Below are 12,703 nucleotides of genomic sequence, written 5' to 3' on the forward strand. Positions count from 1 at the left end.
TCTCTAAATGATCTCTGTACAATGCTTAACCACTCCGACACCTATAACTTTTTGTTGATAAATTGGTCTGCTACGCATTATTTTTCGTTAGCAACGATTCATTTTATTAATGGTGATTTAACCGTTTTAGGCATGTGGTAAAATATCTAAAAATATAAAATGGCTAGTCAAATGAAACGTTGGTATTTGCTTTACTGTAAGCGTGGTGATCAAAAACGCGCTCAGCAGCACTTAGAGAATCAGGGGGTAGAGTGCTTTTACCCTCAAATAGAAGTCGAAAAGGTGGTGAGAGGGAAAGAAAAGCAGGTCAAAGAACCGCTGTTTCCGTCTTACATCTTTGTTCGCTTCGACTATGAGCAAGGTCCTAGCTTCACGACCGTTCGTTCAACACGTGGCGTTGTGGACTTTATTAAGTTCGGTTCACTGCCGCACGAGGTCCAAGGAGACTTGGTGTTTGAACTTAAAGAGTTTGAGAAGTGCTGCAGTAACGAAGTGGAAGATTGTTGTGTTGAGTTTGAATCTGGACAGGTAGTTAAGATTCAGAGTGGCCAATTTGCTGGGGTTGAAGCTATTTTCGATCAGAAAGACGGTGAGGCTCGATCGATTATGCTGGTGAAAATGATCAGCCAAGTCGTTCCAATCAGTATTGAGAACGAAGCACTACAAGCTCGCGCATAACTGCAGTAATAAAAATAGGCTTAAAACAAAAGGCGCATAATGCGCCTTTTTTAGTCTTTAGGATTTGTTCAAAACGCTCTAAGCGTTGTAAGCATCGTTGTGAACGGCTTGTACTGCACGGCCTGATGGGTCGACACAGTTTTTGAATGACTCATCCCACTCAATCGCTTTCGCTGATGAACAAGCAACTGAAGGACCACCAGGTACACACTCTGCCGCAGATTCTAGAGGGAATAGCTCCTCAAAGATTTCACGGTAAGCATAACCTTCTTTGGTTGTTGGCGTGTTGTAAGGGAAACGGAACTTAGCAGCTTCCATTTGTTGATCCGTTACTTTTGCTTCAGCCGTTGCTTTCAATGTATCAATCCAATCGTAGCCAACACCATCAGAGAACTGCTCTTTTTGACGCCATGCGATTGAATCTGGTAGGTAGTCTTCAAAACACTCACGCAAGATGTGCTTCTCCATCTTACCGTTACCACACATCTTGTCTTCAGGGTTTAGACGCATTGCGACATCGATGAACTCTTTATCCAAGAATGGTACACGGCCTTCAACACCCCATGCCGCTAGCGATTTGTTTGCACGAGCACAGTCGAACATGCTTAGAGCAAGTAGCTTACGTACTGTCTCTTCGTGGAACTCTTTCGCGTTTGGCGCTTTATGGAAGTACAGGTAACCACCAAAGATCTCATCAGCACCTTCGCCAGACAATACCATTTTGATACCCATTGCTTTGATCTTACGAGCAAGCAAGTACATTGGCGTTGATGCACGAATCGTCGTTACATCATAAGTCTCGATGTGGTAGATAACATCACGGATGGCATCTAAGCCTTCCTGAATGGTGTAAGTCATCTCGTGGTGCACAGTACCGATCTTGTCCGCAACTTCACGAGCAGCGATAAGGTCTGGTGCGCCTTCAAGGCCAACAGCGAATGAGTGCAGTTGTGGCCACCAAGCTTCAGATTGCTCATCATCTTCGATACGCATTGCAGCAAAGCGTTTTGCGACGGCTGAAGTAATTGATGAATCAAGGCCGCCAGATAGAAGTACACCGTAAGGAACGTCAGTCATTAGCTGACGTTTAACTGCTGCTTCTAGCGCTTCAGTCAGTTCTTCTTTGCTTGTGCTGTTGCCTTGTACCGCAGCGTACTCGTTCCAATCTCGGATGTAGTAGCGTTGAGGTTCAGCATCTTTCGAAGAGTAGAAGCTACCTGGAGGGAATTCACTGATCGTCTTACATACTTCAACCAATGCTTTCATCTCTGAAGCCACGTAGTAGTTGCCGTGCTCATCGTAACCTTGGTAAAGCGGGATGATACCAATATGATCGCGGCCCACTAGGTACTCGTCTTTCTCTTCGTCGTATAAAACGAATGCGAAAATACCGTTAAGCTCTTCTAGAAGGTCTGCACCCATCTCTTGGTATAGCGCTAGGATAACTTCACAGTCAGAATCAGTCTGGAACTGGTACTTATCTTCATAGCGTGCACGAAGTTCTTTGTGGTTATAAATTTCACCGTTTACTGCAAGAATGTGCTTTTTGTCTTGACTGTATAGTGGTTGAGCACCACTGTTCAAGCCAACAATAGCAAGACGTTCATGAGCAAGGATTGCTTTTTCACCAGCATAGATACCAGACCAGTCTGGACCACGGTGACGAAGCTTCTTAGACATTTCTAAAGCAATAGGGCGAAGTGCTGCGGCATCACTTTTAATGTCGAGAATGCCAAATACTGAACACATAGAACTTCCTTTTAAATAATTTCCAAATCAACTGCATTCAATTTGCCATTCTGGCTAAAAAAAGCAACCGGATGTGAGCAAAAAAATAATATAAAGGGTGTTCTGTTAGAAATTATCTAATTTTTATGTGCTTTTGGTGTGTGATGTTTAATTGCGGTTGGTTTTTTAAACAAAAACCTCTCAAAATTGCGAAAAATAGGCAGTTTTGAGAGGTTTAGTTGAACACTGTCTAATACTAGATTTTATTGATATTTGGATTTAACTGTTCGCAAACGTGGCGAGCAAAACCACTACCAGCCTCGCTGTAAATGTTAAATGCCGCATCAACGCCATTCTCTTTCAGTGTTTCGAGTTGATCGGGATATTCAGCAATAGCCGCAATTTGGCCTTTAAAGTTACGTGACTTTAATTGTTCTAAAGCGGTTTGATTACCTTGGTGGTGAGGCATTGCCAAAATCACCAGCTTTACGTTTGCTGTATCTAGAATTCGCTCCCAGAAATCTGGGTCAGTCGCGTCGCCAGAAATCACGTTTCTGCCTTGGCTTCTGTGGTTGTGCGCGGCTTCTTCACGCACTTCTACACCTAGGCTGACCTTGCCATAGCGAGTACGTAATTCGTCATAAGCACCGGTACCAATTCGGCCCATACCTAGAATAAGCACTTGGGCACGACCAGGGTCAATTCGCTTATCACGTCGGTGAAGCTTTTCTGACGCATGCTCTTTTAGCCATTTACCTGACTGCTGATAAAGCTTATGACCAGCTCGGTTTAAAGGAGCAGCGATTAGAAAAGACAGTGAAACTGCAATGGCAACGGCAACTAAGATATCACCCGACATCCAACCCATCTTGAAGGCGAGACCACCAACGATGAGGCCAAACTCGCTATAGTTAAACAGTGATAGCGAGGCAAGTAGAGACGTTCGAACACGGAACTTGAAGCGGTTGAGTACCAAGAAGTAGAGAACACCTTTCACTGGCAGCATCAGCAAGAACAAGATTGCGAGCATAAAGCCTTGAATGGTTGGTTGCTCTGACAGACCAATATTCAAGAAGAAACAGACAAGGAAAAGTTCTTTAAGGTTAAACAGCGACTTTGATAATTCTGAGGCTTTTGGGTGACCAGCAAGTAACATACCTAGAACAAGAGCCCCCAAATCTGGTTTCACACCAACCAAATGGAATAAACCAGCACCGACGACTAATGCGAAGAAGATGCCGGAAAGAACCAGCATCTCACCGTGACCAACCCAATCGAGCACTTTGTAGAACAGTGGGCGTAATAAGGGTAGGGCAAACAGAGCAATTGCATACCACTCAGGTATTTTGCCCGTAGAAGCCGTTAAGAATACTACGGCGAAGATATCCTGCATGACCAAGATACCAATCGCTAACGTTCCGTAGGTCGCATTCATTTCGCCTTTCTCTTGCAGAGTCTTAACCGCAAATACAGTACTAGAGAATGAAAGAGCAAAACCGAGCAGAACGATCTGTTCTACCGACATGGCAGCTAGCGATGAAATACCTAAGAACTTAAAGCCAAACAGGGCGACGGCGAAAAACAGAGTGGACAAAAGGTTGTGGATTGTCGCGCCAGCCCAGATCTCTTTAGAGAGTAGGGTTTTGATATCGAGCTTTAAGCCGATAGTAAATAGAAGCAGCGTGACACCAAGGTCAGCTAAAGTAATGATGGTGTCATTGGTTTCAAAGCCAAAGGCAAAAAGCCCAAAGCCTGCAACCAAAAAACCAACTAATGGGGGAAGGTGACACTTTAAAGCAATAAATCCTGCGATAAACGCAGTGGATATTAATATAAGTTCCATAACTTGTTGTTGTAGTTCCCTAGCTTAAAAAAACGGGCCGTGTTTATACAAACACGGCCCGCGGAAAATCAGAATTGTTTTCTCTAGTCTTCGAGAAGCTTCTGCAGTAACACGCCGTTAAGCATGGCGCGCTTAATCATAGCAAAAGCTCCCATCGTAGGATGTTTATCGATCTGTGATGCTACAATAGGCAGGCCGCTATGGAAAGTCGTTAACGACTGATTCTCTACATTGCGCTTAATTGCAGGAAAAACAATCTCTTGTGCCTTGGTAATATCACCAGCAATGATAACTTTTTGAGGGTTAAATAAGTTAATCGTCATCGCGATAGCCTTACCTAACTGGTTTCCTACTCGAACTAAGCTTTGCTTGGCTAGCTCATCACCATTAATCGCGTGGTCACAAACGTCTTGAATCGTAATATGCTCAAGCTCTGTTAAAGAAGACTCATAGCCTTGTTTAATCAGCTTCTGCACGCGTTCAACGATAGCTGGGTTTGCCGCTACTGTTTCAAGACAGCCGAAGTTACCACATTGGCATTGCTCGCCTAGCGGATCAATTTGGATATGACCAATTTCACCCACATTACGGTTATGACCTAGGAAAACCTGACCATTAACGATAATACCTGCACCTGTACCACGGTGAACACTGACCAAAATAGAATCTTGGCTATCTTTACTTGCACCGAAGTAGTGCTCAGCAAGCGCCATTCCACGAACATCGTTACCAACAAAACAAGCAACATGGAATGTATCGCGAATAATGTCGCTTAATGCGAGGTTATCGATGTCGGTATTCGGCATGTACTCAACAACACCGGTCGTTGGGTTAACCAAGCCTGGAAGCGTGACACCAATAGCAATCAGTTGATCGATCTTTGGTTGATGCTCAGCAATGAAAGCTTTGAGGTTATTGACCAAGCCTTGGGTAAGATCTGATTGGTCTGAATAATTCAGGTCTTGCTGTTGGAAAGCCAATTCACGACCACCAAGGTCATGCAGGCTTATTTGAATGTAGTCTCGACCCAAACGCACAGCAACAGAATGAAAAGGCTCTACTTCTGTGGTTAGGGAGATAGCGCGTCTACCGCCAGTAGACGCTTGCTGCGCAACCTCTTTAATTAGGCCGCGCTCTAAAAGTTGGCGGGTAATTTTTGTAACACTTGCCGGTGCGAGTTGGCTTACATCAGCCACTTGTATACGACTGATAGGTCCCTGTTGGTCTATAAGTCGGTATACCGCCGCACTGTTTAGTTGTTTAACTAAGTCTACGTTACCTATTTGTCCGCCATTCATACTTAATTGTGCTCGTATTGTCCGTTAACAACAGTCGCTTTAACGTTAAAGTCTCGGTCAAATACAGCTAGGTTTGCAACCATGCCTTTTTTGATTCGACCTAGCTTGCTTTCTACACCGATAGCCGTAGCTGGGTATAGCGTAGCCATGCGAAGAGCTTCGTCTAAAGCGATACCAGCGTGCTCAACTGTATTCTGAACTGCTTCAATCATAGTCAGAGCTGAGCCGCCCAGTGTGCCGTTTTCATCAACACACTTACCATCACGGTAATATACTTTCTTACCGACAAAAATAAAGTATTCCATGTCAGCACCTGCAGGAGCTGTGGCATCCGTCACTAATACCAACTTTTCTCCCTTGATTTTATGCGCAATTCTGATGTTTGCGTAATCAACGTGGAAGCCGTCGGCAATAATGCCAGCGTAAACCTCAGGAGTATCGTAAATCGCGCCAACAACGCCAGGCTCACGACCAACCATCGGCGTCATTGCATTGAACAGGTGAGTGGCGAACGTGATACCAGATTCGAAACCTTGACGCGCTTCTGCGTAAGTTGCGTTGGTGTGGCCGATAGAAACGACAACGCCAGCTTTGTGCAGGCGTTCGATGTGTTCAGGGTCGTTAAGCTCTGGAGCCAATGTAACTTTTGCAACAAGGTCACGGTTCTCACAGATAAGCTCAATCATTTCGTTGTCAGATTTACGAATGTGATCGACGCTATGGATGCCTTTTTTCGCAACGTTTAGGTAAGGGCCTTCAAGGTGCAGACCTAAAGATTGGTTTTGGTATTGGTTATGGTATTCACGAGCTGCCGTAATAACCGCACGCATATCTTCGTCTGAAGAGGTGATAAGCGTTGGTAGGAAGCTAGTACAGCCAGATTTCAGGTTTGCTTTGTGCATGATCTGCATGGTTTCTGCAGTGATCTCATCGTTAAGCATTACACCGCCACAACCATTCAGTTGTAGGTCAATGAAACCTGGGCTTAGGTTTGCTCCGTCTAGGTCGCGAAGCTCGATTCCTTCTGGCAATTCAGAGATAGGACAGACTTTTTTGATCAGTTCGTTTTCGATTACAACAGCATGATCGGTTAGAACATCACTACCAGTGTAAATTTTACAGTTACTTAGCGCGTACATAGTCAGCTAATCCTTATTTCGTGAGATCTTTTAAATTCGTTCGTTACCTAAATGCGGACTTAGTTTGCGAGCATCATTTACGTAACGATTTATCTTTTATGGGCAAACGGCTTCAAAATGATAAGCGATTTAAGTTGTTGAAAAACATATGAACAATTGATTTTTATTATACATTTAGGTCCATCAATAATGATTATTCACGGTGCTCTATAAGCCCGGAGTTACCATCTTTTTGCCTAATGATTAGATTTGGATTTTATCCATAAATGTTCATTTTTTTGAATGATAAAATAAGTTTTATGATCTCGCTAGCAAAAACCTCTGGATTTGGTAAAAACTGGTGATTAGGATCACAAATGGTAAGGTTTTAATTTGCGGGGCAAAATTAATTGAATACACTGAATAGGACTAAATTGAGCGACTAAAATAAGTTTCTCAAACGAATTCTAAAAAATCCTATAGGGGGAAACAACTGGTGAATATTCTAGGATATGCGCAGAAGCTTGGTAAGGCGTTAATGCTACCAATCGCAACGCTTCCGATTGCGGCATTGCTGCTACGTCTGGGTCAACCAGACTTACTCGATATCGCATTCATGGCATCTGCTGGTAACGCAATCTTCAGTCAACTACCATTATTGTTTGGTTTGGGTATAGCTATTGGTCTTTCTAAAGACGGTAACGGCGCAGCAGGTCTTGCTGGTGCAGTTGCTTACTTTGTTCTGACAGCAACCGCAACAAACATCGATGCTAGTGTAAATATGTCATTCTTCGGCGGTATCTTTGCAGGTATCATCGCAGGTCACTCTTACAATGCATTCCACGCGACTCGTCTTCCAGAGTGGCTAGCATTCTTCTCTGGCAAACGTCTAGTTCCTATTATGGCTGGTCTATTTGCTCTAGTTGCTGGCGCAATCTTTGGTGTTGTATGGCCTGCTGTTCAATCTGGTCTAGATGCACTTGCTCACGCAGTTTCAACGTCTGGCGCTATCGGTCAATTTGTTTACGGTACTCTTAACCGTGCACTTATCCCAGTAGGTCTACACCATGTACTGAACTCGTACTTCTGGTTCGGTATGGGCTCTTGTCAAGAGATCGTAGTTGCTGCAGAAGGCTTCTCTCAACTTTGTGTTGACCCTGCACTAGCTAAAACTTTAGTTGTTGGTCAAGAGTACACATTTGAATTTGCTAACTCAGTTAACCCAGAAATTGTTGCAACTGTTAAAGAAGTAACTGAAACAGTTAAATCTGGCGACCTACACCGTTTCTTCGGCGGCGATAAAGGCGCTGGCGTATTCATGAACGGTTTCTTCCCAGTAATGATGTTCGGTCTACCAGGTGCTGCACTTGCAATGTACCTAGCTGCTCCTGCTGAAAAACGTAGCCAAGTTGGTGGCGCACTATTCTCAGTTGCATTCTGTTCATTCCTAACAGGTATCACAGAGCCGCTAGAATTCATGTTCGTATTCCTAGCTCCTGCTCTATACGCAATGCACGCTGTATTTACAGGTTTGTCTCTAGTAGTTGCTAACATGTTTGGTACTCTGCACGGTTTCGGTTTCTCTGCTGGTCTTATCGACTTCGTATTGAACTGGGGTCTAGCAACTAAACCATTCGTACTACTACTAATCGGTCTTGGCTTCGGTGCTCTATACTTCTTCACTTTCTCTTTCGCAATCCGCGCTTTCAACTTGAAATCGCCAGGTCGTGAAGATGATGACGAAGCTGTTGCAGCTCCTGCTGGCGAAGCACCAAAGGGCGACCTTGCACGTCAATACCTGAAAGCTCTAGGTGGTCACGACAACCTAACTTCAATCGACGCTTGTATCACTCGTCTACGTCTAACTCTTAAAGACCGCTCTGTTGCAGATGAAGTTGTTCTTAAGAAACTTGGTGCTAAAGGTGTGGTTAAACTAGGTGAAAACAACCTACAGGTTATCCTAGGCCCACTAGCTGAAATCGTAGCTGGCGAAATGAAAGCTATTGGTGCAGGCGAAGACCTATCTGATGTAAAACTTCCACAGTAAGGGAAGTACTTAATTAAGACGTAAAGTTACTCTTAAGTAAGTGTCAAATTGAAAGCCTCCCACACGGGAGGCTTTTTTGTGCCTGCAGTTTAAGACCAGCGAACACGGTTCGTTCTATTCTTCATCGAATAGCAGAAATAATCGCAATTAACGGACGGTTCTTATTGTGCAAAGGCTAAGAATTGTGGATGATTAGCAACAATGATCTTTCTATCTTTGACTGGCGCTATAAGCGACCGTTTTCTTGGGGACGAAAGATAACTTTCTCTGACAATACTAAATACATAGAGGTGCTATAGATGAGTGAAGCTGAGGCTCGTCCATCGAATTTCATTCGCCAAATTATTGATAAAGATTTAGCGGATGGTACACACAGTAGCGTGCATACTCGTTTCCCGCCGGAGCCAAATGGCTACCTGCACATTGGTCACGCTAAATCTATTTGCTTGAACTTTGGTATTGCTCAGGACTACCAGGGACAATGTAATCTTCGTTTCGATGATACAAACCCTGAAAAAGAAGACGTTGAATACGTTGAGTCAATTAAGAATGATGTAAGCTGGTTAGGCTTCGAATGGTCTGGTGATATTTGTTACTCATCAAACTACTTCGATACGCTTTATGCTTATGCTGTGGAATTAATTAATAAAGGCTTAGCGTATGTTGACGAGCTAAGTCCTGATCAAATCCGTGAGTACCGTGGCACGCTAAAAGAGCCTGGTAAAGCGAGCCCATACCGTGACCGCAGCCCTGAAGAGAACCTAGCGTTGTTTGAAAAAATGCGTGACGGTGGCTTTGAAGAAGGTAAAGCGTGTCTACGTGCTAAGATCGACATGAGCTCTTCGTTCATGGTTATGCGCGATCCTGTTATCTACCGTGTTCGTTTTGCTCACCACCATCAAACGGCTGACAAGTGGTGCATTTACCCAATGTACGACTTTACTCACTGTATCTCTGATGCGCTGGAAGGTATTACGCACTCTATCTGTACGCTTGAATTCCAAGATAACCGTCGTTTGTACGATTGGGTTCTAGATAACATCACGATTGACTGCCAACCTCGTCAGTACGAGTTTAGCCGCCTGAATCTTGAATATACAGTGATGTCTAAGCGTAAGCTGAACCAACTTGTGGTTGAAAACCTAGTTCAAGGTTGGGATGACCCACGCATGCCTACTATTTCTGGCCTACGTCGTCGTGGTTTTACTTCAAGCTCGATTCGTGAATTCTGTAAGCGTATTGGTGTAACTAAGCAAGAGAACATGATTGAGTTCGGTTCACTTGAATCTTGCATCCGTGATGATCTGAACGAAAATGCACCTCGTGCAATGGCTGTTCTGGATCCAGTTAAGATCGTTATCGAAAACTACGAAGCAGATACAGTAGAAACGCTAACGGTTGCAAACCACCCGAACAAGCCAGAAATGGGTACTCGTGAAGTTCCATTTACACGCGAAGTTTGGATCGAACGTGACGACTTCCGTGAAGAAGCAAACAAAAAGTACAAGCGTTTGGTTCTAGGTAAAGAAGTTCGCCTGCGTGGTGCTTACGTGATCAAAGCTGAACGTATCGAAAAAGATGCAGAAGGCAACATTACGACTATCTTCTGTTCTTACGACAATGAAACATTGGGTAAGAACCCTGCAGATGGCCGCAAAGTGAAAGGCGTTATCCACTGGGTATCTGCTGATAAAGCACTGCCTGCTGAGATTCGTTTGTACGATCGTCTATTCACAGTGCCAAACCCAGCCGCTGCTGATGACTTCGCTGCAACGCTAAACCCTGAATCTCTTGTTACGCTAAATGGTTTTGTTGAACCTAGCTTAGCAGAAGGTGTGGCAGAGCAAGCGTACCAGTTTGAACGTACAGGTTACTTCTGTGTGGATTCGAAAGACTCTAAAGCAGATGCACTAGTCTTCAACCGCACGGTTGGTCTACGTGACACATGGGGTAAAACTGAAGCTTAATGCTTGAGTATTTAGTTTGTTAAAAACGACCCAATAAAAAACCGGCTTAGAGCCGGTTTTTTTGTGTCTTAAATTTGATTACCAAGGTGTTTCTAGTGACCAACTAGCGTTTTAAGCACTAGAGCCAGAGTTTTAGGGATTATTAGGGTCTTGTTGGGTTACTTCACCCGTGCGTGAGTTGTACCAGAAAACATAACCTGCATTACCAGGATCGCTGTCGAAATCGACTCCAGTGTAGATGAAGTAGCAAAGCGCGAGTTTGTTTTGAGGAGTATCGTCTTTGGCAACAAAACTATGGTTTTGACGGCGGGTAATAAAATCAAAATTGTTGGACTGGTTCGGGTCTGTAGTAGCGGTCAGGTCGGTTGTCATAATGGCATTCCATATTGACACACACCCTTGGTCACCTTGACCTATGTTGTAAGGCTGCCCCATAGGGTTGCCTTTATCGACGCCGAGTGGGTAGCCGACGTCATTTATGTCCAATTGAGCATTGCCGTCTCCGTCTTCCCCAAAACCTGGCATGTCATTCATTTCAGCGTTGCCGCCGCCGCTGACCAGCCATTTACTGTGAGCAAACGTGATCGCAGTTTGAAATTGAGATTGAGCAGCGTCAAACAGAGCGATACGGCCATCGGTTTGAATGTTAAGAAAACGGGGAAGGGCAACAATAGCAAGCACTGCAATAATCACTACAACAACCAACATCTCAATTAAAGTAAAAGCCTTAACTAGCGGGATTCTTTTCATGGATACTTTATGATGCCCTATATAAAAAACGCCGGCCTAAGCCAGCGTTCTGTATTACTACTTCGCTTTATGCGCGTCTGGATTGCCTTTGCAATCTCCGTTAATGCTTTTGCCGTACAAGTACAAACTGTGGTTTGTTAGTTGCACGTTGTAACGCTGAGCAATCTCTTTCTGTCTTTCTTCGATGATGTCATCAGAGAATTCGATCACTTCGCCACAATCTAAACATACAAGGTGGTCGTGGTGGTGCTGTGTAGAAAGTTCAAATACAGACTTGCCGCCTTCGAAGTGGTGACGAGTTACAATGCCAGCGTCATCGAATTGGTTAAGTACTCGATAAACGGTTGCAAGACCGATTTCTTCACCTAGGTCGATCAGCTTCTTATATAAATCTTCAGCACTAATATGTTGGCAGTCTGGCTGTTGTAATACTTCTAAAATTTTGAGCCGTGGAAGGGTCACTTTAAGACCTGCATCTTTTAGCGCTTGATTATTGTCTGACATATACTTTCCTGTTGATGATCTGCAGCAATTAACAGAATTCAATATTAATACCATTATAGTTTAGTCAGGCATAACAATAAACCACGAACTTCAAAGGGTTACTTACTGACATCACAATCTGTTTTGTAAATTGGAAGTATCTCACTTATAGTGGAGGTACGACCAGTCAAGGTGACGGTGTTTCTGATATGAACATGGAATGTTGTTATGAATAAGCAACTCGCAAAAATATATAAACCCAACATTGTAAAATTTGCTCTTAATATTTGGCCTCCCTTTTGGGGAGCGGGTATTCGAATAGCCCACATTAGCACTGACTTTAGGGTTGTTAAGACAGTACTTAAGCTACGCTGGTGGAATAAGAACGCCAATCGTACTCAATATGGCGGCAGTATCTTTTCTCTTACCGATCCCGTTTACTCATTGATGTTAATGGGAATTTTAGGTGAACGATATTATGTTTGGGATAAAGAAGCGAGCATTAACTTCATCAAGCCGGGGCAATCGGACTTGTATGCAGATTTTGAGATAAGGCAAGGGCAGCTTGACGATATCTATCGTCAGACGCAACTCGGTGAAAAGTGTTTCCCCGAATTTATTATTCACGTGAAAGATAAGCAGGGTAATGTGGTTTCAGAAATTCAACGCACCCTCTATGTAAGAAAGAAGCCGCAATTTAGAGATGATGATGAAGCATTAGAGGCTGAGTGCTAATTAATAGATTTTAAATAGCAAAAAACCTCCTATAAGGAGGTAATGCCGTTCACTTA

Annotated in this window: 10 protein-coding genes; 4 read left to right on the forward strand and 6 right to left on the reverse strand. The window is 43.8% G+C overall.

All coding sequences use genetic code 11. The features are described from left to right. The first annotated feature begins 171 nt into the window (after positions 1-171). Positions 172-678, forward strand: coding sequence for a transcription/translation regulatory transformer protein RfaH (gene rfaH / locus AB4486_RS14960; protein ID WP_017068990.1), 507 nt, complete (start codon positions 172-174; stop codon positions 676-678). A gap of 78 nt (positions 679-756) precedes the next feature. Here rfaH and asnB read toward each other — a convergent pair whose 3' ends face one another. The 4 genes from asnB to nagA form a co-directional block, all read right to left on the reverse strand. Next, positions 757-2,427 carry an asparagine synthase B gene (gene asnB / locus AB4486_RS14965; RefSeq protein ID WP_017062196.1) on the reverse strand — a complete coding sequence of 557 codons (1,671 nt, stop codon included), beginning with the start codon at positions 2,425-2,427 and terminating at the stop codon, positions 757-759. 235 nt (positions 2,428-2,662) lie between these two features. Then, complete coding sequence (locus tag AB4486_RS14970) at positions 2,663-4,249, reverse strand: cation:proton antiporter family protein (protein WP_017062195.1); 1,587 nt, start codon at positions 4,247-4,249, stop codon at positions 2,663-2,665. An 83-nt stretch (positions 4,250-4,332) separates the two neighbouring features. Beyond that, positions 4,333-5,547 carry an ROK family protein gene (locus tag AB4486_RS14975; protein WP_017062194.1) on the reverse strand — a complete coding sequence of 405 codons (1,215 nt, stop codon included), beginning with the start codon at positions 5,545-5,547 and terminating at the stop codon, positions 4,333-4,335. A 2-nt stretch (positions 5,548-5,549) separates the two neighbouring features. Then, complete coding sequence (gene nagA / locus AB4486_RS14980) at positions 5,550-6,686, reverse strand: N-acetylglucosamine-6-phosphate deacetylase (protein WP_017062193.1); 1,137 nt, start codon at positions 6,684-6,686, stop codon at positions 5,550-5,552. A gap of 475 nt (positions 6,687-7,161) precedes the next feature. On the opposite strand from nagA, the gene nagE reads away from it, so the two are divergent. Then, positions 7,162-8,712: an N-acetylglucosamine-specific PTS transporter subunit IIBC gene (gene nagE, locus AB4486_RS14985; protein ID WP_032545860.1), complete on the forward strand. Its 1,551-nt coding sequence runs from the start codon at positions 7,162-7,164 to the stop codon at positions 8,710-8,712. Positions 8,713-9,011: 299 nt separating this feature from the next. Continuing rightward, on the forward strand, positions 9,012-10,679 hold the full coding sequence (glnS, locus tag AB4486_RS14990; RefSeq protein WP_017063407.1) for a glutamine--tRNA ligase: 1,668 nt from the start codon (positions 9,012-9,014) through the stop codon (positions 10,677-10,679). A 132-nt stretch (positions 10,680-10,811) separates the two neighbouring features. On the opposite strand, the gene AB4486_RS14995 is transcribed toward glnS, so the two are convergent. Both AB4486_RS14995 and fcrX read right to left on the reverse strand, forming a co-directional pair. Continuing rightward, complete coding sequence (locus tag AB4486_RS14995; protein WP_371724299.1) at positions 10,812-11,429, reverse strand: prepilin-type N-terminal cleavage/methylation domain-containing protein; 618 nt, start codon at positions 11,427-11,429, stop codon at positions 10,812-10,814. Positions 11,430-11,486: 57 nt separating this feature from the next. Then, complete coding sequence (gene fcrX / locus AB4486_RS15000; protein WP_017061956.1) at positions 11,487-11,933, reverse strand: ferric iron uptake transcriptional regulator FcrX; 447 nt, start codon at positions 11,931-11,933, stop codon at positions 11,487-11,489. A gap of 207 nt (positions 11,934-12,140) precedes the next feature. Between fcrX and AB4486_RS15005 the strand changes: the two genes are divergently transcribed. Then, positions 12,141-12,647, forward strand: a complete 507-nt coding sequence (locus AB4486_RS15005; protein ID WP_017061955.1) for a DUF4442 domain-containing protein — start codon at positions 12,141-12,143, stop codon at positions 12,645-12,647. The last annotated feature ends 56 nt before the right edge of the window (positions 12,648-12,703 follow it).

The sequence above is a fragment of the Vibrio sp. 10N.222.55.C6 genome (assembly GCF_041473395.1).
Taxonomy (GTDB): domain Bacteria; phylum Pseudomonadota; class Gammaproteobacteria; order Enterobacterales; family Vibrionaceae; genus Vibrio; species Vibrio crassostreae_C.